Genomic DNA, 23,598 nt, shown 5'->3' on the forward strand with positions numbered 1-23,598 from the left:
GACGACACGACGCGCCAATACTGCCCGCACACCCCTCCGCGTCATGCCTGACCAGCGGGAATCACACGATCACGCCCGGATTGATAACGGCTTCTCAGCCTCCCCGGCCCGGCGGGTGAGGAGGTGGTCGAGCTCAGTCATCACCGTCGGGGAGATGATCAGCACCCGGGCGAGCGACAGGGCTTCGGCGCCCCGGGGTGGAGGTCGTCCTTGCGGTTGAACGCGGCGATCAGGGCGGAGGTGTCGGCGAGCCCGGCAACCTTACGGTGGCCACCGCACCGCCCGTCGTGCCATCTGGCCCGGGTGCCGCGGGGGCGAGTGACACCTCGCCGCCAGCGTTGCGGATCGCTTGTGCGACGATCGCCAGGCCCAGGCCGGAGCCGGGCAACTGCCTCGCGGATGGCGCGCGCCAGAACCGGTCGAACACGTGCGACATGTCTTCGGGCGCGATGCCCGGTCCGTGGTCGCGAACCGTGAGAACGCCGGAGGTCAGCGAAACATCGACGGCGCCGTCGGTCGGGCTGAACTTCACCGCGTTGTCGAGGAGGTTGACCACGGCCCGCTCCATGGTGTGCGCATCCGCCCATACGTACCAGGGCTGCAGATCAACGTTGAACACCAGAGAGGGCCCGCGCAGCCTTGCACGGTCCAGCGCACGGGAGACAATGTCGTGCAGCCCCAGCGCGGCGACAGGAGCGGCCCCCGCCGATGGCAGGGGGCGGGAGAGGACCAGCAGATCGCCGATGAGGGTAGACAGCTCCGCCATCTGAGCCTTCAGGTTGGCGAAAAGCTTTGCGCGCATGCCCTCGGGCAGTGCCCGCCCGGTCTCCTCGCTGCGGACCAGTAGATCGATGTTGGTGCGCAGGGAAGTCAGCGGGGTGCGCAGCTCGTGGCCGGCGTCGGCGATTAGCTGCGACTGGCTGTCGCGGGAATGGGCGAGGGCGGTACTCATGGCGTTGAATGCCTGGCCGAGGCGGGCAATCTCGTCACTGCCGGCCACGTCAATGGTCGTGCCCGGCTCCTGGGTGCGTGCGATGTTCTCTGCCGCCTGGGTGAGTCGGTCGACGGGCTGCAGGGCTGTACGCGCGAGCCATAGTGCGCCGAAAGCCGAGGCCGCGATCACCAGTGCGGCTGTGATGGTCGTGATCAGGGCAAGTCCGAGCAGTGCGTCGTGTACCGGGCGCAGGGGCTGGGATAGCGCGACGGCTGCAGTGGTGGGCTCGCCGTTGAACACGACAGGTCCGTAGCTGACCACATACACACGCACGGCGTCACCGTTGGCCAGCTGTCCGTCGCGGAAGTAGGAGTGCGCGCCTGTCCCCCATGTCCCGCTGCTCGCCACCGGCAGATCGTCATCCGTGACTTTCACGGACCGGGTGTCGTTCGGTGGACAGGACGTCCCGTCCGCGAAGATCACCGTGGGAATGGTGTCCCTCGTCATCCACGGTTGAGTGACGACCCCGCGGCACCAGTCGTTCATCGCTCTGATCTCGGATTGGGGAGACGCATGGACATTTGGTGCCCATGCGCGCGCCAGAGTCTGATCGACTTGAGCGGTCATCTCCCCGCGGGCCACGAACCAGCCGGTCACCGCACACATCACCACAGCCAGTGACACAGCCGCAGCCGTAAATGACGCCAGCCGACCACGCAGAGTCATCCGGCCGAACCACCTATCACGCAACCGAGACATCCCACCCGTCCCCGCCCGCCCCATCTCAGGGCCCTTATCTGCCTTGGTCACGGCCAAAATCCCACCCCCAAGTCGTCCCTTCCGAATTTGGCACCAGGACGCCCCTACTAAAGGTCGGACACGAAGATAAGAAATACCTAAACAACTACCTGGGATATGTCTGAGAAGCCGTTGTCTTTCCCGAGAGAGACGGGCGTGTTTCCGCTGGTCAGGCATATAAGCGATACCGCACCACGACTTCGCCGAAGGTCGCCAGCCGAGGTGCAATGACCTACACCAGGCGAGCTGGCGGCCCGGCAGGTGGAGGACAGGCACCGGCGAGTGCTGGAGTGGGCTGCCGACGCCGTCGAGCAGGCCTGCGGCCGGGAGGTCGTCCCGGGCGGCGGGGGCGGTCACTGGTCGCCGCCGGCGGCGCGGAGCCGGGCGAACACATCGGCAGCCGGGGTCAACTGCTGCCCGCCGATGGGCGCTGCGAGGGAGTCCATGGCCGCGGGGCTGCTGCGCAGCACCAGAACGCCGAGGACGCCCTCAAGGCCGCCCACGCCGAGATCCTCACCCAGCGCACCCGAACCGGCGAACTCCTTGGCTATATACGAGACTTGGAAGCCGAATGGACCGAGGAGGCCATCCAGCGGATCACCGCAGAGAACACCACCCTCAAGCAGCGCGTCCGCCAGCTCACCGCCGACAATCGAACCCTGGAAGAGCGGCTCCAGGCAGCCCGCTCCAACCTCCGCTTCCAGGACCGCCGCGTCGCCGACCTCGAAGCCCGTCTCGCCGACGGGCCCGATGTCGACACCCGTCGATAGCCTCCGGACCGAAAGGGGATTCCTCCGTGAACGACACCGGAGCGACCGAGGTCCTCGGCCGGTCCTGGTTCACCTCCCAACCCCTGCAGTCGGGAGTCGAAGCGGCCCGGACCGAGCGAGGCCTCCGCGTCGACCTCACCACCTACACCTCCGGCGCTCCTGATCAGCTATTCGATGGAGATCCAGAGCTCGTGTTGGGGGTCCTGCTGGCAGGCGAAGATGAGGAGTTCGTCGCGGGCGCCGCGGAAGCCGGTCGGGTTGTGGAACTCCTCGTCGTAGCCCGGCTCGGCCGAACGGGACCGGTTCTCCGGATGACGCCCGCGCGCACGGCGGCGGGCCGTCGGCGCCTGACCGACGCCGAGAGCGTGCTGGCCGTCCTCGGACAGGGCAAGGGCCCGCTGCGAGCCAGGGAGGTAACCGTCCTGCTCGGACTCGACGACCAGAACGGAGCGGTCGACGCGGTGCGCACGATGCTCGAACGCCTCGCCAAAACCGGGCGGGCGCAGCGGACGGGTCGCGGCGTGTACGACGCGCTGGCCGGCTGACGGCCGTCACCCCTGGCGGACCCGGCTGACTCGGGCGGTGCCGATGGGCACCACGGCACCACCCCGGCCCGTTGAGGGGATGCGCGCTCGTACATCCCCATCTCGCCGTGGCCATTGGGCGTGTGTGGGTAGGGCGGCCTTGAAGCCCTCGCGTCGGGAGGTGGGTTGGAAGCGCTCCTGGTACTGGGCGCACCAGTCCTGCAAGAGGTGGTCGAGGCGTTCGCCGGACGGTGAGGCGTGATCGTGGGTTGCCCCGATAGCGCGGCGCAGCAGGGCGGCCGTGCGTACGGGGAGCCGGTGTGCCCACAGGTCGATGCCTTCGAGCCGGGCCTGGGTCATGAGTCCGGGCTGGAAGAGGCGCTCTCCGGCGATCTGTGGGTCCCATTCGTCGGCGAGCTGTCGCAGTGCGGTCAGCGGGGTGTGCGCGGCGCGCAGTAGGGGGGTGTCGTCGAGGTGGGGCTGGGCGGTGTCCAGCAGGTTGGTGAGTAGCTGTCCGCGGTGGCGCAGCTGGTCGGCGCAGGCGGTCAGGTGGGTGCGGGGGTCGTGGGCTGGGCGGGTGGGGTCGGGGTGGCTGGCCCAGGCGGGGACTTCGATGATGAGGGTGTCGCCGCCGTGGCGTTGGGGGGTGAACCAGGTGGTGGCCTGGACGCCTGGCGCGGTGCTGTCCGCGTCGTCCGTCGCCAAACGCCTCGTCATCACCACCGGCACGAAGAAAGGCCAGCACCCCTCACCCGCCACCGTCATGCGCCTGCTGCGTGAACACGACGAGCACACAACCGCGATGGAAACCACCGGCTGACCCGCGGCCCAGCCCTTGATGCTGACTCCGCGAGATGAGTGATCACGTCGTGCCCGTCTTGGCTTGTGCGCCCACCAACTACCAGTAAGGCCCGTGGGGATGGGCGCCGCGCAAGAGGCCAGTGATCGTCACGGCGGGGGTTGAAAACACCCCGGCAGGCTTCGGGCGGAGACGGCACGGCATGGTCTCACCAGGGAATCGGCCCGTCCTCGGCCAGAAAGGCGCCCGTCGGGCCGTCCTCGCCCACAGTCGCCAGGTCAACCGCCACGGCCGCGCCCTCCTCCGCCGCGCGTATCCCGGTGCGGCGGTTGAGGTCGGTCGCGCAGTAGCCGGGACTCACCGCGTTGACCAGGATCCCTTCGGCGCGCAGTTCATTGGCGTAGAGCACCGTGATCGCGTTCAGCGCGCTCTTCGAGGTGCAGTAAGGGAGGAGGATCGAGTAGTAGGCGGACCACGGGCTGCCCGGGTCGGCCAGGTGGGTGAGGGAGCCGAGTTCGCTGGACATGTTGACGATGCGTGCGGCGGCGGAGCGGCGGAGCAGGGGGAGCATGGCGTGGGTCACCGCGATGACGCCGAAGACGTTGGTCTCGTAGACCTGCCGGACGGTAGCGGCTGGGGTTTCACTCGGCTCTTGCGGTCCGGCGGCGATCGCGGCGTTGTTGACGAGGATGTCGAGGCGGCCGAACGTGGCGTCGATGTGCTGGGCGGCGGCCTGGACCGAGGTCTCGTCGGTGACGTCCAGCGGAACGAACCGTACGTCGGCGCCGCCCGCGCGAAGCTCCTCGGCCGCCGCCTCGCCACGCTCGGCGTTGCGGGCGCCGATCAGCACGGTGATGCCGAGGGCTGCGAGCCTGCGCGCCGTTTCCTTGCCGATGCCCTTGTTCGCGCCGGTGATCAGAGCAGTCTTCTGCGAAGTCGTCATGGCACCCAGCCTCCCCTCACCCACGGGCGGAAGGGAAAGACCAGAAGACTCTGGATCTATAGTCCACAGATATGACTGAGCTGGAGGTGCGGGAGCTGAGGTACTTCATCGCGGTCGCCGAGGAACTGAACTTCAGCCGGGCCGCGCAACACCTGGGGATGGCGCAGCCCCCGCTGTCGAAGGCGATCGCCCAGATGGAGTCCCGGCTCGGTGTACGCCTGCTGGAGCGCACCACCCGGCAGGTGAGGCTGACCACCGCCGGTCAGGTGCTGCTCGACCAGGCCCGGATCGCGGTCGACGCGGTGCACGCGGCGGCCCGGCGTGCACGCCGGGCCGGTCAGCCGACACCCCGGCTCGTCGTGGCGGTCAAGCCGGGAGGCGATGCCGGGCTGCTGCGGGAGATCCTCGCCGCCTACCGGGGAACGGGTTCGCATCTGCCGCCGCCTGAAGTCGTCGTCGGCGGCAGCGGAGAGCCGATCGCCATGCTGCGGGACGGCCGTGCCGATGTAGCGCTGCTGCGCAGCCCGTTCGACGGTCAAGGGCTGGATTCCCAGACGCTCGTGGTCGAGCCGCGACTGGCCGTCCTCCCCGCCGCGCACCGCCTGGCCGGACGCCGGCGACTGCGGCTGGCCGACCTCAAGGGCGAACCGATCCCGCGCTGGAAAGGGGCCGCCCCCTCCACCACCGCCTACTACACAGGATGCGACGGAGCGGAAGCAGGCGATGGCCACACAGGCTTGGCGCCGGCTGACACTCCTGAGGGGCCGCTCGTGGCCAGCGTCGAGCAACTCCTGGAGGTGGTCGCGCTGGGGCAGGCGGTGGCGTTCCTGTCACGCTCCACCACCGAGCGGCACCAGCGCCCGGACATCGCATACCGGCCGGTCACCGGCCTCAGCCCCAGCGCGGTCATGGTCGCCTGGCCGGAGGCCTCGCGATCCGCAGCCGTCGCCACCTTCGTCCAAGCCGCCCACGACGTCGCCACCCACCACCCTGACCACATGACCGCACTGGCCTGACCGGCGTACTCAACCCTTGGCCGACGACGGCCACCACACCGTCCTCACCGGCCACGATGGCCTGTCCGACCCGACCCGAACCGCGTCACCGCCCGCAACCGGCTCCAGCACACCGACACCGGCCGAGCAGCACCTGCGGCGAAAACATCGGGCGGCCGACAGACGGCTGCGCCAGGATGGCGCCATGGCAGAAGAAACGATCACCGCGCGCACCATCGCCGACCGCCACCTCGACCAGGTGGCCGCGCACGACCCGTTGAAGGCCGCCTGGCTCGGCGTGCACCCGGGCGACGACCGGCAGCCGGACCTCTCCCCGGAGGGATTCGAAGCGCTCGCCGACATCGCCCGACGCACCCTGACCGCACTCGACACCGTCCCCACCAGCGCGGACCCCGCCGACCTGACCTGCGAAAAGCTCCTCAGGGAGCGCCTGACCGCCGAACTGGCCATCCACGACGCGGGCGAGAACTTCCGCCAACTGCGCAACATCGGCGCGCACGTCCACCACGTGCGGGACATCTTCACCTTCATGCCGACCACCACCGACGACGACTGGGCGGCGGTGGCCGGGCGACTGCGCAACCTGCCCGCCGCACTGGACGGGTACCGCGCCACCCTCACCGAGGGGATGTCCCGGCGCCTGCTCGCCGCGCCCCGTCAGGCAGCCGCAGTCGTCGACCAGCTCACCGCCTGGACCGGCGAAGACACCAGCGGCGCGGGGTGGTTCGCCGACTTCGTCTCCCCCGGCCCCGAACGGCTGCGCGGCGAACTGGACACCGCCGCGCTCCGAGCCACCACCGCCGTCGCCGGATTCCGCGACTGGCTGCGCGACACCTACACGCCGGCCACCATCGATACCCCGGACGCGGTCGGACGAGAGCGCTACCGGCTCGCGGTGCGCCACCACACGGGCGCCGATCTCGACCTGGCCGAGGCCTACACCTGGGCCTGGAACGAGTTCCACCGCACCGCCGCCGAGATGCGCACCGAGGCCGAACGGGTGCTGCCCGGAGCGAGCGTCCAAGAAGCGATGCACCACCTGGAACAGCACGGCCACACGATCCAGGGCAACGAAGCAATCCGCGACTGGCTGCAACAGCTCATGGACCAGGCGATCACCGCGCTCGACGGTACCCACTTCGACATCTCCGGGCCCCTGCGCCGGGTGGAGTCCCGGATCGCGCCGGCAGGCAGCGCCGCGACACCGTACTACTCCGGCCCCAGCCTGGACTTCAGCCGCCCCGGCCGCACCTACCTGCCCACCCTCGGGCGCGACACCTTCCCGACCTGGCAGCTCGTCAGCGTCTGGTACCACGAGGGCGTCCCCGGCCACCACCTGCAACTCGCCCAGTGGGTCGCCCTCGCCGACCGGCTCAGCCGCTACCAGACCACGCTGGGCATGGTCAGCGCCAACACCGAGGGCTGGGCCCTGTACGCCGAACGGCTCATGGACGACCTGGGCTTCCTCACCGACCCCGCCCACCGCCTCGGCTTCCTCGACGAGCAGATGCTGCGCACCATCCGGGTGATCATCGACATCGGCATGCACCTGGGCCTGGCCGTCCCCGCCGATGCGGGCTTCCACCCCGGCGAGCGCTGGACTCCCGAGCTCGCCACGGAGTTCATGGCCACGTACAACGGCAGCCCCGCCGAACTGCGCGACAGCGAGATCGTGCGCTACCTCGGCCGGCCCGGCCAGGCCATCGGCTACAAGCTGGGCGAACGTGCCTGGCTGCGGGGGCGTGAAGCCGCCCGCCGGCGGCAGGGCGCCGCGTTCGATCTCAAGACCTGGCACATGAAGGCGCTCGCCCAGGGCTCGCTCGGCCTCGGCGACCTGGTCGACCAGCTCGCCGCACTCCAGTGACCTGTGCCGGAGATTCGTCGGCAGGAGTCGGCGGCCTTGCCGAGGATCTCGTCGGCGGTCCTGGTCCGGATGAACGGGCGAAGGTCGTCGTTCCGGTCGGCGAGCCGGCTCCGGATGGCGGTGTCGGGCGCGGCGAAGAGCGTGGTGGTGCCCGAGCGACGCACTCCTGACTGCGGCACTCGGGCACCGGCCCCGCTCGATGAAGCGCCGACGCCAGGTGCGCACCGTGTTCGGGACGATGCCGAACCGCCCGGACACCTCCGAGATCGAGTGACCCTCGGCGCACACCAGGATGATCCACGGCCTCAACGCCGCCGCCTGGCCGGCCGAACGACGACGCACCCGGGACCGCAGCCCCCGCTGGGCATCGGTGACCGACGACGGCGGGATCCTCGGACCAGGGCGACTCGCACCCGGCCAATGCCCGATCACCGACCCGGGTCACCGGCGCCGGGTCAGCAGGCCGCGCACGAAGGCCGCCTGGCCGACGTGTTGGAGGTCCTCGGCGATCACGCTGATCAGACGCACCCCCAGGGTCACCGGGGGCTGCCACGACTCGTCGACGATCCGGGCAAGGGATCGGTTGTCAAGGCCGCGCACGTAGTCGGCGGTCCGCGCGTGGACGGCCTCGTGGTAGCCCAAGAGCAGGTCGGCGGTGGCGGTGACCTTGGCGACCTGCGCGGACCGGTGCCCGTAGCCGGTGGACGACACGGCGAACGGCAGGGCGAACCGGTCCGCCCAGCCCTCGGCGGTCCACACCTGTTCACGGCCGGCCGCATCCGCGAGGTGGTCGTCCTGCACCCGGGTGAGGTGCCAGACCAGCCAGGCGATCGGGTTGGCCGAGTCCCGCACCCGGAACGCCAACTGCTCGGGGGTCAGGCCGTCGACCACGTCGGCGACCGTTTCACGGATCCTGTCGAACGCGTCCACGAGAAGATCGGCGCTGGTCACACCGGTCACTGTCGCCTCCCGGTCGAGTACTCCGCCTCACCGGCGGCGTGGCGGGTCGCGCGCCGCCCCGACGATTGTGTCCCGCCCGCGGAGCCCCAGCCACCCGGGCCCGGCGGGCCGCCGCCCGGGCGGCCTCAAGGGCGTGGGCCGAACTGTCAAGGTGCTGATCTCGATCGGGCCGGGCGGCCAGACAGGCCCGCGCACCGATCGTCGAAGACCACGAGGGGCTGTCGTGGTTCTCACGTGAGGCCCGCCGGTCGAGCGGGAGTTCCGATACGCCCGCGCACCCCGCAAGGCCCCGACCGCGAGATTGGGGCCCTGCGGGGATGTCCTTCCAGGCGCTTTCCGCCTCGTCGAACCAGGCGTCCAGGAAGCAGACCCCCAGGTGCTGTGGGGCGGCGTCGCTGACCAGGGGACGGACCTTCCCACGCCCCGTCGGCGCCGATCACCAGGACGGCCTCCACGGTGGTGCCGCCAGCGAACTCCAGGCGGTGCCGGCCGTGGCCGAGCGGGGTCGCGCGGACGAGCCGGTGGCCCCAGCGGACGGTGCCGGGCCGCAGGCGGTCGACGAGCAGGCGGCACGCCTCCGGCGCGGCCTCGACGCCGGGCCCGGGGCGAACTCCGCCAGGACCGTGCCGTGGTAGTCGCGGCGAGTCTTGACCTGGCCCTCCGGCCGGGCCTGCGCCGTGAAGGCGTCGAGCAGCCCGGCGTCCGCGAGGGCGATCTGTCCGGAGTCGGCGTGCAGGTCGAGCGTCCCGCCGGGTCGCAGGAGTCCACGGCGTCGTCGGCGTCGCACACGGTGACCTCGATGCCGTGCTGTTGCAGGATGCGGGCGCAGGTCAGGCCAGCGGGCCTCGCGCCGACCACGCAGATCCGGGCTGTGCTGTTCGTCATCGAAACCGGACGGGTGCTCACGACACCCGGCGCCGTCCACAACCCGGGGCCTGTCGACCGTGACCGGCGCAGCCAGAAGCCGATACGGCTGGAGGTCGTCGCCCGCCGCCATCACGGCGACCTGCCCGCCGAGACCGCCGACCCCCGAGGCCTCCGACCGGCCGCCGTGACACGCAGGCCCGGAAGCGGGGGCGGCCCCGCGACCGTGGTTCGGCGCATGGGTCCCGAGCTGCTAATATTCTTCTTGTCACGAGGGATATGATTCCTCGTCAGGCGTCAGCGGTGCTACCAGAGCACGTCCTACTTTCAGTGGGAAGAGTCCGTGCAACCCGGGCCTGGCGCTCCACTCTCGGACGGGGTCCGGCGCCTACCCAGATGCCGGGCCCCGTTCGCGTTTGCGGTCGCGGCCTGCGGAGCCAGCGGGATGCCGGGCAGGAGCGGCGTGCAGCGCAGCCGGGCGCTGCGGGAGCGGTCCCGACGCAGCGGGTGCAGGCGGCCGGGTCTCGGGAGCAGGGAGTGTTCCGCGGGACCCCGGCCGTGGGAGGCCAGCCTCGCCACCGTCAAACGGTACGCCCGCATGAAGGAACCCACCGGCGACCGCCGCGCACCCCCGTTACAAGCCCGCGCTCGTCGACCCTTACCGCGACCACCTACGGGCCCGTCGCGTCGCCGAACCGGCCGCCCCCGTCAAGCAACTGTTCCGCGAGATCCAGGAACAGGGATACGCCGGCAGCCTCAACCTGCTCTACCGCTACATCACCCAGGGCCGCGCCGAGGGCGACAAGCCCGTCACCACCCCACAGCGCTTCGCCCGCCTCCTCCTCACCCGCCCCGAGAACCTGCGCGACAAGGACACCGTCTCCTGCGGGAACTCACCAATGCCTGCCCCGAGATGACCGAACTCCCCTGCCTTACGCGCGAGTTCGCGAAACTGCTGACCCCGGCCGAGGGCAACGACGCCAAGCTCACCGACTGGATCACGGCAGTCCGCGCCGTCGACCTGCCCCACCTGCACTCCTTCGCGAACGGCCTTGAACTCGACCACGCCGCCGTCGACACCGGACTCACCACCCCGTACCACAACGGCCGCACCGAGGGCGTCAACACCCGAACTAAGAAGATCACGAGGCAGATGCACGGCCGAGCCGGGTTCCCCCTGCTCCGCCACCGCCCCCTCCTCCAGTGATCACCACACAGCGCTACCACCGATTACGAGACAGAGTAGTCCGGGGGCCTTGAGGCCCCACCCTGATGGGCCGAAAATCTGGGTGGGGGTTGGCTGGACACGCCCACGCCCGCCTCGTCGTCCGTGATGCTGGTGCCCTTGGCGGCCCGCGCCCAGAGGGCGAGCAGGGCGGGGATCTCGTCGGGGATGGCAGCGCGCAGCACGATCCGGTCGCGCGCCTGTCTAGCAGCCGGTTCCGCCCTGGCACCGGGAATTCCACGCCTTGGGCAGCCACAGCCCACCACCGCGGTCGGCCACCGCGGCCTCGGCGGCGAAACGACGGCGCCGCCCGCCCCGGCGGGCGGCGCCGATCACGCGGCGATCGCCAGAGGCGACGACCGTCAGATGTGGTGGCTGGTGTCGCGCTCGGCCTTCTCCAGCTGGTCGATCCGGCGCTGCAGCGCGTCGGCCTGGGCACGGACCCGGCGCGCCGCGTCCCGCTCGCCCTCGTGGTCCAGCCGGTTGGCCTTCTGGCGCAGCTCGTAGACCTGCTGGCGCATCTGCTTGAGGTCAACAGTGATCGAGGCGGCGGCCGCGGGCTGGGCGGTGGCGACCTGGGCAACCGTCGCCAGAGCGCCGCCGGCCAGGGCTGCGGTCAGGACGAGGGCGGACATGCGTCGACGCATGGGTGACTCCTTACGGTGGTGCGCGGTTCTCTGACTGGACATCACTGGATTACCAGTCAGTAACTATCATGGCACGATCTTGCGTCGCCCTTGTACCCGTCCCGACGCCGGCCAGGACGAGGGCAGGCATCTTTCGGATCTTGTCGGATCAGCACGCGAACCTCCCAACTGCCGGGGGACTGGGAGGTTTTCGACGTCGTGCACCTGGCAGGCGCGAATGCAATCCGCTTGCCACCCCCTCCGCGACGTCCCTAGGGTCGGTGGAATGACACACAGCACTGTGGATCTGGTGACGATCACGCCGGAGATGGCTGTTCAGATCCGCACGTGGCGAGTCGATGCTGACTTCTCCTGGCGAGCTGGTCAGAGGTTCTGCCGGCAGGCGAGCTGGGCGACGCTGGCACCCTTCCAGCCTCGGGCATCGCTTCGGCTCGGGAGTTCGGCGTCCAGCTCGACAGCTGGGGGTTGCCCATGTGTTCGGTCAGCTCTCTTGTCAGGCGAATCGAACCTTTGAGGGGCTTCCTCGGCGCCTGTCGACCGGAGCCGAGGAAGCCCCCCTCGCTGCGATCCTCACGCCCATGACACGCCCACGACAAACACGCATAGTCACCACGGTCAACCACCACCCGACCGGGCTCACCTAAAAGCTGATCTGGCTCCCGGACTCCGCGGCCGACGCCCGGCAGCCCGGGAACCGGGAACCGGGACGAACTGTCCGCACTGCTCCCTGCCCCGGGCCCGGCGATCGCCGGGATGCTGCTGTTCCGGTCCATCGGCTGCTGGACTCTGCAGCCGATCGTCGCGGAGAGCCAGCTCGCCGCCGTCCTCCGCCCCGACCGTAGAATCCGTAACCGTCCGTCTTCGCGCCGTGTCGGACGGCCCGTGCACGGCCGTTGCGGAGCGCACACGGCACTATGGGTGAGTGTTCGCTGCTCTGCGGGTGCCGAACTTCCGGCTGTACTTCGCCGGGCAGTCGGTCAGCCTGGTCGGCACCTGGATGCAGGCCGTGGCCCAGTCCTGGCTGGTACTCGAACTGACTGGATCGGGCACCGTGCTCGGGCTGGTGGTCGCCGCGCAGTTCCTGCCCGTCCTGCTGGGCGCCCCGTACGGCGGGCTGATCGCCGACCGGACCGACAAACGTCTCCTGCTGATGGCCACCCAGACCACGCTGGCATCGCTCGCCCTGCTGCTGGGACTGTTGGCGGTGACCCACGCCGTGCGGCTGTGGATGGTCGTGGTCCTCGCCGTCGCGTTCGGCTCGGTCAATGCGGTGGACAATCCCGCCCGGCAGACCTTCGTCCCGGAGATCGTCGGACAGGGGCTGCTGCGCAACGCGGTCAGCCTCAACAGCGTCATGACCAACACCGCCCGGGCGATCGGTCCCGCACTGGCCGGCGTCCTGATCGCCATGGTCGGCGTGGGCGTGTGCTTCCTGGCCAACGCCGTCAGCTTCCTCGCGGTCCTGCTGGCCCTGCGCCTGATGCGCACCGACCAGCTCACCACGACCCAGGCCGTCGAACGCGGGCCCGGACAGCTCATCGCCGGGCTGCGTTACGTGCGCGACACCGCCGGGTTGTGGGCACCGCTGGCGATGATGGCCCTGATCGGCACCCTGGCCTACGAATTCCAGGTCGTGCTCCCGCTCCTGGCCCGCACCGCCCTGCACGGCGGCGCGCGGACCTACGGCTTCCTCACCTCTGCCATGGGCCTGGGCTCAGTGGTCGGCGGCCTGGCCGTCGCCGCGATCGGAGAGGCGGGTGTTGTCCCCCTGATCGGGGCCGCGGCCGCATTTGGTGCCGCGCTGACGGCGGCCGCCACCGTCCCCGGCATCCCGGCCACACTCGCGGCGCTGACCTTCGTCGGCGTCGCCAGCACTGTCTTCCTGGCAACTGGCAACACCACACTGCAACTGGTCAGCCACCCCCAATTCCGCGGCCGGGTCATGGCCCTGTGGTCGGTCACCTTCCTTGGCAGTACTCCGATCGGCGGCCCGATCCTCGGCGTGGTTTCCCAGCATCTGGGCCCCCGCGCCGGACTCGCGCTCGGCGCCGGCACCTGCCTGCTCGCCGCCGTACTGGGGCTGTTAGTCCTGCCCCGCGTCCCCCCGGAACACCGCTTCCTCGAGCGCCGCGCCGCCCGTAGACAGCACCCGCCGACCGTTACCGGGGCCGACCGGGCCTGACCGGAAGCTGCCCGCACAGACGGGAACCGCCTCACGCGGGCTCCTCCTGCGGGCGTGGCAGACAATCCGCGCGCACGCTGGCGTCGCCTGCGTCGGTGATCGTTTTCTCGCGCGAGCGCCGCAGCAGGATCGCAGGCGGCGGCACTACGCAGTGCGCCTGCCGCTGGCTGCCCAATCCGCCCGGCAGGGGTGGACGCCCGCGCGCACGGCGTGGTTCCTGCTACAGGAGAGCGGGGATCACCGTCGGTGAAGGGCCGGGAGTCCTGCCCGGAGACTTCCGCTTCACGATGCACAACCCGGAGCCCTGCCACTGCCGCATCACCGTGGCCGGTGAGTTCGATATCGCTGCGGCGCCGTACCTGCGACCCTCCGGCCCGTCCGTACCGCCACCACACAGGGCCCATCGGCCGTGCTCGGCGGGCTGGTCGATGAAGGTGGCGAAACCTCGGGGCGGAATGCCTGTTCGGCTACCAACCGGAGTCGACCAACACGCTGTCTAAGGTGATGTAGTGGGTGCAGCCTGAGTAACCGACCATCCGGCAGTGGCTGGTCACCTTGAGGCGGGGCGCGATCGCGGCTTCCTCCAGGCGGATGCCGAAGCCGCCGTACATGCCCGGCAAAAGCCGCACCGACCTGGGAGGCCTTCGACGCCTCCCGGCTCACCGAGCACCGCCTGGTCGCCCTCAACGAGGCGGGCCACGTGCTCGGGTGGTCCGCAGTCGTGCCGGTCTCCGACCGGTGCGCGTACACCGGGGTGGTCGAGCACTCCGTCTACGTCCACCCGACACCCACGGCCTGGGCGTTGGCCTCGCGCTGCTGGAGACGCTGCTGGCCTCCACCAACGCCGCCGGGATCTGGACCGTGCAGTCCGGCATCTTCCCGGAGCACGCGGCAGGCCGGGCATCTCGCGCTGCCGGAGCTGCTGCCCGCCGCCAGGCTTGGGCAGTGCCGGGAGGGCTATCGGCCCGTGCCGTAGCGGAGCCCGTCGAGGAGCAGGTCGAGGAGGCGGCCGGCCCGTTCGCGCTGGGCGGGAGTGCTGGTGACCGGTGCGACGCCGGCGAGGCTGAAGCCGACGTCGAGGGGGTCGACGTCGGGGCGCAGGAGACCGGCGTCGGCGCCGGCGTGCAGCAGGGTGCCGATCGTGGTGCCGAGCTTGTCGAGGGTCTCGGCGAAGGGGTCCGCGCCGGAGGCGACGGCGGCGCGCAGGGCGTCCGCCGGGCCTGGCGGCCGGACAGCGCGACCCCGCCCAACAGGCCGAGCCAGGGCGGGCCGGGCCACCAGCGCGAGCCCGGCGGCCCGGACGGCGGCACTGTCGGTTCCGGTGAAAGTGTCAGCACCGAGTCCCCGTGGGCGGTGACAGTTGCACCTCGTCGGGGAGGACGATGATGCGGGTGCCGTTGGGCGCGGTGCGGCCCAGGGACAGAACTCGTCCCGGTTACGGACGAAGACCAGTCCCGTCAGGAGGTCCCAGTCGACGGGGCCGGGGCCGCAGGACGCCGTACGGCCGGTCGCCCACGTAGAAGGGTGTGCCCGAGGACCCAGCGGCGGTCGCCGTCCTGACGGCGCAGGACGGCGTGGACGTTGTGCAACGCGCGGGCCTCGGCGAGGACGGTGACGTGCAGACGTCGTGCTCGTCGCGGGGTAGATCGACTTCCCACTGGAGTTCGGTGTCCGGGACATCGCGCACGGGGCGTTGGGGTGACAGCGCCCGCGTCGCCGCTGATGCGGCCCGCGGTTACCTCCGCTCGCCGCTGTGCCAAACGGCGGCGGGACTCGCCGTTGTCGCGGACCTCGACGCGGAACAGCTCACAGTAGGCGGTGAACTTCGCGGCGCCCCGGGCGGGCGCGGTGCCGCCGCGCACGAACGCCACACCGTCTCGTTCACCGCCATCGCGTGCGGGGCGCCCGAGGCCCCGGCGCCCCGGGCCGTGGAGCCCATCTCGGTGCGGGGGAGCCAGAGGACGTGCCCGGCCGCCTCCAGCCCGGCCGCACCCTCCAGCCGCCACGTCTTGTGCCGCGCCGCGGTGTTGCCGTCCGAGGCGACCAGACCGTGCAGCGCGCGATCACCCAGCGCCTGGCGGATCGCCTTGTTCTGCGCCGCTGCGGGGCGCAGCGGGCGCTGGAGCTGGTCGGCGGTGGTGATGGCAGGATGACGGGATGGTGATGAATCAGCCGTGGGCGGGGTTCCACGGTGACCTGCGGGCGGCGAAGGCATTGGTGTACGACCCGAGCGGGTTCGTCTGTTCGCTGCCGGTGGCCGAACCGGAGAGCGCCGAATACGCGGCTTGCGGAATGAAGATCGATGGGCGCTCGGTCCGGTTCCGCGTGGCCAAAACCACCCCGACGAAGGTGGGCCAGTTCGTCACCGTGTGGCAGCGGTCCGAGGAGGGGCCGATCCGGCCCTTCGACGCCGCCGACGGGGTGGATCTCTTCGTCATCGGCAGCCGTGACGACAACGGCTTCGGGCAGTTCGTTTTCCCGCGCGAGGTGCTGTGCGGGCGCGACATCGTCTCCCGCAACGGCTCCGGCGGGAAACGAGGATTCCGCGTCTACCCGCCGTGGGTGATCACGACCAACCGGCAGGCCCGCAGCACGCAGGCATGGCAGGTGGACTACTTCTTCCACATCGGCCAGGACGGGCCTACCGACGTGACACGTGCCCACGCCCTCTACCACCCATAGGTGCCCCTTCGGTCCTGACGTCGGTCTGCTGGTCGAACGGGTCGTACAGGAGTCGTCGGGCACGGGCCTGCCGCTCCCTTGCTCCGCCGCCAGGTCAGGCGGCCACGGCCACGAACAGCATCATTGACGTGTACCGGATCGGTGACTCGGGTGCGAAGGCGGTCTGGCAGGGCCGTTTCTCAACAAACCAGTCCGATGGCAGGCGGTGACGCGGCAACAGTCGCGCCCGTGGCAACGCGGTCGGCCCATGTGACGTGTCAATCGGCCGGCCGTTGCGGCTTGCCTCCGGCCGGTCTCGCGGCTTGGCCGGGGAGCCGGCGCAGTTGGTTGAGTGCCTGCTGGTAGGCGGCTGGGTGCGTGGCCTCATCGGCGGCCGGACGACCTTCGCCGACTCACCCCGGGCGGACCAACCGCCCGGTCCGAAGGGCTCCGACGCGAGCATCGTCCGGGAGATGTGCTGACGAAGAAGGCCGGGGGCGGTCGAGTCGACCACCCCCGACTTCTCTGGCACCGTCCGGTCAGCCCAGGCCCTTGCGGGCGGTCTGGAATGCCTGGGCGTGGCCGGCCTCGTCGGTGGCGTTGTGCTGGAAGAGGGTGGCCGCGGCGGTGTCGCCGGCGGCCTTGGCCTGCTGGGCGAACGTCGGGTACATGGTCTGGGACTCGTAGGTCTCGCCGGCGATGGCCGTGGCCAGGTTCTGGCTCGTGGTGCCGACCGTTCCGGCCAGCGCCGCCTCGCCGGAGAGGTGCTCCTGCAGTTCCACGTTGGAGACGGCGGTGAACAGGCGCGCCAGGGCGGGGTTGCCGCTCTGCTGGGCGCGCTGGGCGTAGAGGCTGTACTTGGCGTGTGCCAGGGCTTCACCGTGCATGGCGGTGTCGAGGTTGGCCTTGGTCTGCGCCGAGGTGACCTTGGGCTTCCCGGCCGGTACCGTCACGGGGTTGACGGCCGGTGGTGCCGGGATGGCGCCCTTGCCGGTGCGGAGCGCGGTGAGGGCGGCCTGGTACGCGGCCTGGTGGGCTGTCTCGTCCTTGGCGATCTCGGTGAAGAGGTCGGCGGCGGCGGTGTCGCCGGCCGCCTTGGCCTGGCGGGCGAACGTCGGGTACATGGTGGTGGACTCGTACCCCTCGCCGGTTATGGCGTCGGTGAGGTTGGCCTCATTGCCGCCCACGAGACCGCTCAGTGCGGCTTCCTGGGTGAAGTGCTCACCCAGCTCCACACCGGCGGTCTTCCGGAAGAGGTCGGCCACCGTCGGCCGGCCCTCGCGCTGGGCCTGGGCCGCGAAGAGAGTGTAGGAGGCGTTGGCGAACGCCTCGCCCTGCATGGACTGCGTGAGGTTGGTCTGCGTTTGATGCTGCAGAGCCGGGATCGCGGTCCTGGCAGCCGAGCCGTCGACAACCGGTGCGGCAGACGCGGCGGAGACGGCACACATGGCGACGCTCGCGGCCAACGCACCGGTGACCAGAGCGCGTATCGGGTAGGCGGTCATCTCAACCTCCTTGACGGACGCATTCATCGGACACGCTCGCCCAGCACAGCAAGACGCCCCGGATGCGGCCAACCGGCCGCACCCATTCAGGTGAATACGCAAAGTGACGACCGCGCGCACAGGCGCCTTGGCCGCTGCCCGCGGACCGCGAGGATCGCACAGGCCCTGACCTGCGACGGGGGTCCGCAGGACGTGGTAGGCGCGGGTGAGGAATTTGCGGGCGACAGCCGTGGTGGCGATCTTCTTGCCCCGGCGGTGGGCCATCTGCTGGTAGCCGGGGGCGAACAGCGGGTGCCGTTTGGCGGTCTGCGCCGCCTCGCAGAGGATCCAACACGCAGCCAGGGGGAGCCCTGTGTGGAGACTGTAGTTCCTCCTGGCGGGCCAGGAGGAACTACGCCGAGAGGGCAGGTAGGTTCCGGGCCGGACAGCGGTGGGGGGCGGCCCGTGGCGCACCCCACCGTCGAGTTCGGAAGCCATCAGGCCTTCGGCAGCGTTATCCCCAGCTCGAGCATGGCCGGCGAGGCCGGGCCGCCCTCGGAGCGCTCGGTCTTGTAGCCCTTGACGCCCGGGGCGACGGTGCGCGGGTCCACGGCCTCCGAGGGGGCGCCGGTGGTGTAGAGGCCCTGCGGGTCCTGATCGCGGTCGTGGGGGAGCAGCCAGAAGACGCGGCGGCGGAAGGTGCCGGAGGCTCGGGAGGACTTGGCGTCGGGGCCGAGGATCGCGTAGCCGACCATGCGGCCGTCGCGGTGGTAGGCCGGGCGGCCGCGCCGGGTGGTGAGGCGGTCGAGCGACTGGCGGACGTAGTCGAGGTCGCTGGTGTCCTCAAGCCAGACGAGGTCGGTTTCGTGGGCGAGCTCGGCCGGGTCGATCAGCGCGCTCACGCGTTCTGCTCCTCTGTGTCGTCGGTGATCAGGCCGATGCCCGGGTAGTACTTGCGGCTGTTGGACAGGACCATCTCCTTGGGAGAGGTCATACCCAGTGTCTCGCGAACTCGTGCGGCGAACGCGCGACCGGATACGGGATTGGCCCCTTCGAAGCCGCACCAACGGGTGTAGGCGCCGAAAAGCTGGGACTGCTCGGCGCGCGTGCCCTCGCCGGTGATGCAGGCCTCCTTGAGGAAGCGGCCGACGTGGTCCTCCGTCTCGGCGTACGCGGTGGTGGCGGTCTGGACGGCCTGGGGGCCGGCCAGGTCCTTCTCACCGGCGAAGTAGCGACGGGCACCGTTGATGAGCCAGGCGAGGATACCCGGGCCCTCCTCGGCGACGAGGACGTGGGCCAGGTTGTCGATCTTGCGTTCCTCGGGGACGACCCGTTCGAACGGGATCAGGCGCATGCGCCGCCAGAAGGCGAAACCGCCGGTGCCGACCTCGGGGCGGTGGTTACCGAGCAGCCAGAGCTTGTGGGTGGGCTCGAAGGAGAAGAAGTCCTGGCGCATCCGGCGGGCCTTGATCTTGTCGCCGCCGGTCAGCAGCTTGACCCGGGCCTCGTCGAAGCGGTCGCCGGGCTTGAGCTCCGAGCAGACGATGATGCGGCGCCCGTGGAGTTCGGCGAGGTCGGTGGGGTGGCCGTCGAAGGTCTTGGCCATCAGGAAGCCGGGCGGGGCCGCGTCGGCGTAGTCGCCGAGCAGCTGGATCATGACGTCCAGCAGGACGGACTTGCCGTTCTTGCCCTGCCCGTAGAGGAAGGGCATGACCTGGGCGCCGACGTCGCCGCTGATCGAGTAGCCGAGCAGCAGGTGGAGGAAGTCGCGGGTCTGGCGGCCTTCCCTGTCGTCGCCGAAGGTGTCGGTGAGGAAGCGGTCCCAGCGCGGGGTGGGCATCCGGGCGGGGGCCAGGGTGGTGGAGCGGGAGTGGTGGTGGACTTTGGGGTCCGGCGGGACGATGGCGCCGGTGCGCAGGTCGACGACGCCGCCGGGGGTGCACAGGGCGTAGGCGTCGGCGTCCAGGAGGGCGGCGTTGAGGACCATGCCGGGGGCGGATTTGGCCTGGGCGAGCATGGCGTTCATGCCCGAGGTGGACAGGGCGCGGCGGCGGTGCCGGCGCAGGTCGGTGTTGGTGTAGAGGCCGCGGGGGTCGTGGGTGGCGATGCTCTCGGCCATCTCGCCGGCGGCCCACAGGACGGTGTCGTCCTCGTCGAGCTGCCAGCGGTGGGTGGCCCAGCGGTACCAGCCGATGCCGGGGACGTGGCGGTAGTCGCGTCCGTAGAGGTGGACGAAGAGTTTGGCGTTGCCGCGGTCTGACAGGGAGTCGGGCAGCAGGCCGTTGGGGCTCGCCTGCGGGCCCGCCTGGGCCTGGGCAGGCTGGGGGACCTGGGCCGTCGGAAGGGGCTGGACGGGCGCCTGCGGGACATGCGGGGCCGCGACGGGGGCGGGGGACTCGAGGAGGCTCTCCTGGACGGCGGTGCCGTGCCAGGGGGCCTGTGAGGGGCCGGGAACCGGCGGGTACTCCAGGATCTGCTGGGCAGCGGCCACGGGGTCGAAGACCGTCCTCTTGCGGGTGCTGTCGTTCATCCGCGGGCCTTCCCTACGTGCAGGGGCTGCCGGGCTCCGGCGGCGAGACCGGAGCGGATGACGGCGGAACTGTGCCGGTCCTGGGAGGGACGGGCGGTGCGGGCGGCGTCGGTGAGCAGTTGTTCGGCGGCGGCGTGCGTGAGGTGTCCGGCGGAGACGAGGCCGCCGACGGTGTAGGCGGCGCGGTTGAGCTTGCCCGTGAAGCCAGCGCCCTCAGGGGTGGTGGCGCAGTCGGTGACGTCCTGCAGAACCGTGTCGAGGGCCCGCTCGGCGCCCCGCTTCCCTCCGCCCGCCGCGACGACGGCCTGGCGGGCGCGGTCGGGGACGGCCGACTGGGGGGTGCTGGGCTGCTGGCCGGGGCGGTCCTTGAGGTGGCCGGTGCGGATGAGTTCCCCGGCGAGCCACTGGGGGAGCGGGGCGGGGATCGTGGCGCCGGGCAGGGGGGTGTAGGTGCCGTTGGCGGTGGTGGTGCCGGGAACGACGATGTAGCCCCCGTGGGCTCGGACGTCGACCTGCCAGGCGAGGGCCCGTCCGGTGGAGGAGCCGGCGGAGCAGGCGAACCGGTGGTGGGCGTGGTCGCGGTACCAGATGTGCATGCCCCCGGAGGGGGTCCGCACCCGCAGGGTCCCGGTGTCCTCAGCCGGGTCGGGGGCCTTGCGCAGGGCCGCGAGCAGGGCAAGGGTGTGGTAACCGTTCTCCAGGCCTTCGAGATTGACGTGCTCGTGGATCGGGATGCCGGGCAGGATCCGGTCCCGGGAGGGGACGGCGCCCGGGTGGCTGTCGACGTCGATGACGACCAGGCCCGCGGGGCCGCAGGCCACGCCGGCGCCGAAGCCGGGGTTGACGTGCCACCAGGCCGACAGGACGTCCTGGTCGACGGTGGCGGCGTGGAAGCCGTGGCACCAGCGACCGACGCGGGGGCAGGCGCACTCGGCGGGGGAGTGCGGTGAGGCCTGGCAGGCCTGGCAGTTCGCGGGCGGGGTCTTGCGCCCAGGCGCCAGCGGATGGACGGGCCAACCCTGAGCCGCACACCAGCGCGCGACGGTCAGCGCGTCCGGCTGACGCTCCGCTCGGTCGCTCCCCACGGCCTTCGGCGCCGTCACCCTGGTCCCTTCCCCTTGGTTCGGTAGCTGCTTCAGCTTCTTCGGTCGCTCGGTAGCTGCCCGATTTTGAGTCGCTCGTTCAGTCGCTGAGGGCAAAAAGCCAGGTCAGAGCACTGGCGGGTGCCTAAGCAGCGACTGAAGCGACCGAAGTCCAGAAGATAGCTCACACAGACTAGCCGAGCGAGGACATACGGTCCCGAACTGGCCGAGTTTGCGGGCAATCTCAGCGACCGAGTCCTGGGGGAGCGACCGAGTCGCTTCGGTCGCTGTTTTCGGTCCACCGGCGTTTTCGCAGGTCAGAGCCAAAAAACCCAGCAAACAGCGACTGAAGCGACTGAAGCCCGGGTCTATAACGCGCACACGCACACGGGAATGTCTTCATATACCCAACCTTGAGTCGCTTGAGTCGCTGATGGGACGAGTGTATGGCCGCTGACCTGCGGTTTTATCCAGCGACTGAAGCTCAGCGACTGAAAGCGACTGAGTCTCTCGGGCGCTGGACCTCGGCGTGTCGGGCGTGTCAGGTCTGCTGGCAAGTCCTGGTCTCGGTCGCTTGAGTCGCTTCGGTAGCTCCGCTCCCCGTAGGACTGGGCAATGTCAGAACGGAGGCTCGTCGGCCCACAGGGTCTCGGCTGGCCTGGGCCTGTCGTACCGCTGGAGAACCTCCACGGCGTCCTTGACCCGACCGAGGTCGATGAGATGCCGAGCCAGGTCGTGGCTGTTGGCGGGGGCGTGCGGTTCGAGAACCGCAACGGCCTCCTCGGTGCGACCGGCGCCGGCCAGCAGCCTGGCAACGTGCGGTGCCGCCTACCAGGTGCCGTCCTCAGGGTGAACCCGTACCTGTGCGACCGCTTCATCGCCCGGTCGCTGGCGGCCGTAAGCGACCGCCGTGTCCAGAAGAGCTCCCATGCCTCCTTGCCACGGCAGGGCTTGAGAGCGTCGGGGTAGGCCAGCCCGTCCTGGCGGCGTCCTTTGGTCTGCGTACAGGGTGCACAGCGTGTTGACGATCCAGTCCTCCGTGTCACCGGGAACATCGGCGAGGGTCCGCAGCACGTGAATCGCCTCGTCGCCACGACCATGACGGGCGAGTCCCGACGGCGCACCCTAACCACCTCCTCTGACACAGGCCCGCGCTTGGTCGGCTGGGAGCCCCTGGCCTCGGAGCAGCCGGCGATCAGCGACTCAAGCGACTGAGCCCTGGGTACTTGTGTGGGTTCCGCTTCTGATCGGGATCGACACTGTCAGGGTGGTCTGATAAACCGATCTACGTGTCATTGCCCTTCGGGCCCCGCCCGGGGAGAGGCGGCAGTGCCGTATCGAAGCCTCAGGCCGTCCTGGGCGGGGGAACTGATCAGGGGAGGCTGCGCGGGATGACACCTCCGGGCACGCCGAGTGGGGAGTTCCCCCCTGCTGGGTCGCGCCGACCTTGCGGACGGCGCGCCCGTGCACGTGCTCGCGGACCGGCTCGGCTGCGGCGGCCTGGCGCCTGCGCCGAGACACCGTCGATCGCTTCCTCGTCGGCGGTCACCGGCCCTCGCAGGACGCCCTGGAGCGACTGGCCGTCAACACTCTCCTCGACCGGGTCGGCGTCCTGGTCCTGTTCCTGGACGAGCGTCAGATCGTGCGCCCCACCGAAGGCAGCACCCTCGACGAACTGACCCACCACGCACACGAGTCCGAGGCGGTGTTCCGGCACATCGACCTGGAGACCCAGTTCCGCTGCAACGGATCCCAGGGCTACGACCAGTGGGTGGTACACGTTTGCCAACTGTCCTGGCTCGTGGCGACCGACAGTCCATACGCGGGCCTTCCCAGGCACCATTGCGCGACAGGATCACCAGCCCGGAGGCCACCTTCAGCCGGACGTTGAGGACCAGATTCACCCGGACACCCACGCCTGACCGTCCGGGTGAAGTCGTCCCGCACCTGGTCAGCGCGTTGCTACCTGACGACTTCACCCGGACAGGACAGCCGTATTGGGTCGTCGATGCTGGAGCCGGATCGTGGTCGCTGGCCTGTCGTCCGGTGAGGCTTTGGGCAGCCCGATGTTGTCCGCGGACAACATCGGCAGCTCCTGCCCGGGGTTCTGTCGTTCGGGCTCGCCTGGATCTCCATGAGGCCGTGGACCGTGGACTTCCCGGACCCGAGCCAGCGCCACCGTGTTGTCCGCGGACAACACGAGATGGAACGTCTGTCCTCGCGGGCTGCCCCGGCGTGCTGGAGATGTTGTCCGCGGACAACATCCGCCGACAGGCTGGCATAGCCGGGGGATATGGATGGAAAGTCTGAATTGC

General features: G+C 70.3%; 20 protein-coding genes and 3 pseudogenes. 9 read left to right on the forward strand and 14 right to left on the reverse strand.

Annotation, left to right across the window (positions count from 1 at the left end; translation table 11 throughout):
• Positions 1-229: 229 nt before the first annotated feature.
• On the reverse strand, positions 230-1,618 hold the full coding sequence (locus ACWC9T_RS17165) for a HAMP domain-containing sensor histidine kinase (RefSeq protein WP_449821866.1): 1,389 nt from the start codon (positions 1,616-1,618) through the stop codon (positions 230-232).
• Positions 1,619-2,085: 467 nt separating this feature from the next.
• On the reverse strand, positions 2,086-2,235 hold the full coding sequence (locus ACWC9T_RS17170; protein ID WP_449821867.1) for a hypothetical protein: 150 nt from the start codon (positions 2,233-2,235) through the stop codon (positions 2,086-2,088).
• 57 nt (positions 2,236-2,292) lie between these two features.
• On the opposite strand from ACWC9T_RS17170, the gene ACWC9T_RS17175 reads away from it, so the two are divergent.
• On the forward strand, positions 2,293-2,502 hold the full coding sequence (locus tag ACWC9T_RS17175; RefSeq protein ID WP_449821868.1) for a hypothetical protein: 210 nt from the start codon (positions 2,293-2,295) through the stop codon (positions 2,500-2,502).
• Positions 2,503-2,528: 26 nt separating this feature from the next.
• Complete coding sequence (locus ACWC9T_RS17180) at positions 2,529-3,047, forward strand: hypothetical protein (RefSeq protein ID WP_449821869.1); 519 nt, start codon at positions 2,529-2,531, stop codon at positions 3,045-3,047.
• A 6-nt stretch (positions 3,048-3,053) separates the two neighbouring features.
• Here the strand turns inward: ACWC9T_RS17180 and ACWC9T_RS17185 are convergent, their stop codons facing one another.
• Positions 3,054-3,731, reverse strand: a complete 678-nt coding sequence (locus tag ACWC9T_RS17185; RefSeq protein ID WP_449821870.1) for a hypothetical protein — start codon at positions 3,729-3,731, stop codon at positions 3,054-3,056.
• 302 nt (positions 3,732-4,033) lie between these two features.
• Positions 4,034-4,768, reverse strand: a complete 735-nt coding sequence (locus ACWC9T_RS17190) for an SDR family oxidoreductase (protein WP_449821871.1) — start codon at positions 4,766-4,768, stop codon at positions 4,034-4,036.
• 71 nt (positions 4,769-4,839) lie between these two features.
• On the opposite strand from ACWC9T_RS17190, the gene ACWC9T_RS17195 reads away from it, so the two are divergent.
• Positions 4,840-5,784, forward strand: a complete 945-nt coding sequence (locus ACWC9T_RS17195) for a LysR family transcriptional regulator (protein WP_449821872.1) — start codon at positions 4,840-4,842, stop codon at positions 5,782-5,784.
• A 184-nt stretch (positions 5,785-5,968) separates the two neighbouring features.
• Positions 5,969-7,648, forward strand: coding sequence for a DUF885 domain-containing protein (locus ACWC9T_RS17200; protein ID WP_449821873.1), 1,680 nt, complete (start codon positions 5,969-5,971; stop codon positions 7,646-7,648).
• Positions 7,649-7,846: 198 nt separating this feature from the next.
• Here ACWC9T_RS17200 and ACWC9T_RS17205 read toward each other — a convergent pair.
• The 3 genes and pseudogenes from ACWC9T_RS17205 to ACWC9T_RS17215 form a co-directional block, all read right to left on the reverse strand.
• Positions 7,847-8,080: pseudogene (locus ACWC9T_RS17205) on the reverse strand (helix-turn-helix domain-containing protein); the annotation flags it as partial.
• Positions 8,081-8,089: 9 nt separating this feature from the next.
• Entirely contained in the window at positions 8,090-8,599 is a 510-nt protein-coding gene (locus ACWC9T_RS17210) for a mycothiol transferase (protein ID WP_449821874.1), read from the reverse strand.
• A 445-nt stretch (positions 8,600-9,044) separates the two neighbouring features.
• Positions 9,045-9,395, reverse strand: a complete 351-nt coding sequence (locus tag ACWC9T_RS17215) for a hypothetical protein (protein ID WP_449821875.1) — start codon at positions 9,393-9,395, stop codon at positions 9,045-9,047.
• 495 nt (positions 9,396-9,890) lie between these two features.
• Here ACWC9T_RS17215 and ACWC9T_RS17220 point away from each other — a divergent pair.
• A pseudogene (locus ACWC9T_RS17220) lies at positions 9,891-10,679 on the forward strand (transposase); the annotation flags it as partial.
• Positions 10,680-11,059: 380 nt separating this feature from the next.
• On the opposite strand, the gene ACWC9T_RS17225 reads toward ACWC9T_RS17220, so the two are convergent.
• Positions 11,060-11,344 (reverse strand): hypothetical protein, encoded by a 285-nt coding sequence (locus ACWC9T_RS17225; protein WP_449821876.1) that lies wholly within the window; start codon positions 11,342-11,344, stop codon positions 11,060-11,062.
• 922 nt (positions 11,345-12,266) lie between these two features.
• Between ACWC9T_RS17225 and ACWC9T_RS17230 the strand changes: the two genes are divergently transcribed.
• Positions 12,267-13,526 (forward strand): MFS transporter, encoded by a 1,260-nt coding sequence (locus ACWC9T_RS17230; protein WP_449821877.1) that lies wholly within the window; start codon positions 12,267-12,269, stop codon positions 13,524-13,526.
• Positions 13,527-13,993: 467 nt separating this feature from the next.
• Here the strand turns inward: ACWC9T_RS17230 and ACWC9T_RS17235 are convergent, their stop codons facing one another.
• Complete coding sequence (locus ACWC9T_RS17235) at positions 13,994-14,155, reverse strand: hypothetical protein (protein ID WP_449821878.1); 162 nt, start codon at positions 14,153-14,155, stop codon at positions 13,994-13,996.
• Here ACWC9T_RS17235 and ACWC9T_RS17240 point away from each other — a divergent pair.
• A pseudogene (locus tag ACWC9T_RS17240) lies at positions 14,152-14,429 on the forward strand (N-acetyltransferase family protein); the annotation flags it as partial. The gene ACWC9T_RS17235 and the pseudogene ACWC9T_RS17240 sit on opposite strands and share 4 nt — an antisense overlap.
• Before the next feature lie 54 nt (positions 14,430-14,483).
• On the opposite strand, the gene ACWC9T_RS17245 reads toward ACWC9T_RS17240, so the two are convergent.
• Complete coding sequence (locus tag ACWC9T_RS17245) at positions 14,484-14,804, reverse strand: SbtR family transcriptional regulator (protein ID WP_449821879.1); 321 nt, start codon at positions 14,802-14,804, stop codon at positions 14,484-14,486.
• An 879-nt stretch (positions 14,805-15,683) separates the two neighbouring features.
• Between ACWC9T_RS17245 and ACWC9T_RS17250 the strand changes: the two genes are divergently transcribed.
• On the forward strand, positions 15,684-16,208 hold the full coding sequence (locus tag ACWC9T_RS17250) for a MepB family protein (RefSeq protein WP_449821880.1): 525 nt from the start codon (positions 15,684-15,686) through the stop codon (positions 16,206-16,208).
• 518 nt (positions 16,209-16,726) lie between these two features.
• On the opposite strand, the gene ACWC9T_RS17255 is transcribed toward ACWC9T_RS17250, so the two are convergent.
• From ACWC9T_RS17255 to ACWC9T_RS17270, 4 genes are all read right to left on the reverse strand, one after another.
• Positions 16,727-17,692, reverse strand: coding sequence for a ferritin family protein (locus ACWC9T_RS17255; RefSeq protein ID WP_449821881.1), 966 nt, complete (start codon positions 17,690-17,692; stop codon positions 16,727-16,729).
• Positions 17,693-18,168: 476 nt separating this feature from the next.
• Positions 18,169-18,573, reverse strand: coding sequence for a DUF6009 family protein (locus ACWC9T_RS17260; RefSeq protein WP_449821882.1), 405 nt, complete (start codon positions 18,571-18,573; stop codon positions 18,169-18,171).
• Positions 18,570-20,201, reverse strand: coding sequence for a phage/plasmid primase, P4 family (locus tag ACWC9T_RS17265; protein WP_449821883.1), 1,632 nt, complete (start codon positions 20,199-20,201; stop codon positions 18,570-18,572). Before ACWC9T_RS17265 ends, ACWC9T_RS17260 begins: the two co-directional genes overlap by 4 nt.
• Positions 20,198-21,304, reverse strand: a complete 1,107-nt coding sequence (locus tag ACWC9T_RS17270) for a bifunctional DNA primase/polymerase (protein WP_449821884.1) — start codon at positions 21,302-21,304, stop codon at positions 20,198-20,200. The genes ACWC9T_RS17265 and ACWC9T_RS17270 overlap by 4 nt, the downstream gene beginning before the upstream one ends.
• 1,426 nt (positions 21,305-22,730) lie before the next feature.
• Here ACWC9T_RS17270 and ACWC9T_RS17275 point away from each other — a divergent pair.
• Positions 22,731-23,174 carry a DNA/RNA helicase domain-containing protein gene (locus ACWC9T_RS17275; protein WP_449821885.1) on the forward strand — a complete coding sequence of 148 codons (444 nt, stop codon included), beginning with the start codon at positions 22,731-22,733 and terminating at the stop codon, positions 23,172-23,174.
• Positions 23,175-23,598 lie beyond the last annotated feature (424 nt).

The sequence above is a fragment of the Kitasatospora sp. NPDC001159 genome, from assembly GCF_053598235.1.

Excerpts from the sequence above, each read along its gene's own strand:
- ACWC9T_RS17200 (WP_449821873.1), top strand. The coding sequence starts at position 5,969 with ATGGCAGAAGAAACGATCACCGCGCGCACCATCGCCGACCGCCACCTC.
- ACWC9T_RS17225 (WP_449821876.1), bottom strand. The coding sequence starts at position 11,344 with ATGCGTCGACGCATGTCCGCCCTCGTCCTGACCGCAGCCCTGGCCGGC.
- ACWC9T_RS17190 (WP_449821871.1), bottom strand. The coding sequence starts at position 4,768 with ATGACGACTTCGCAGAAGACTGCTCTGATCACCGGCGCGAACAAGGGC.
- ACWC9T_RS17255 (WP_449821881.1), bottom strand. The coding sequence starts at position 17,692 with ATGACCGCCTACCCGATACGCGCTCTGGTCACCGGTGCGTTGGCCGCG.
- ACWC9T_RS17265 (WP_449821883.1), bottom strand. The coding sequence starts at position 20,201 with ATGAACGACAGCACCCGCAAGAGGACGGTCTTCGACCCCGTGGCCGCT.
- ACWC9T_RS17195 (WP_449821872.1), top strand. The coding sequence starts at position 4,840 with ATGACTGAGCTGGAGGTGCGGGAGCTGAGGTACTTCATCGCGGTCGCC.
- ACWC9T_RS17250 (WP_449821880.1), top strand. The coding sequence starts at position 15,684 with ATGGTGATGAATCAGCCGTGGGCGGGGTTCCACGGTGACCTGCGGGCG.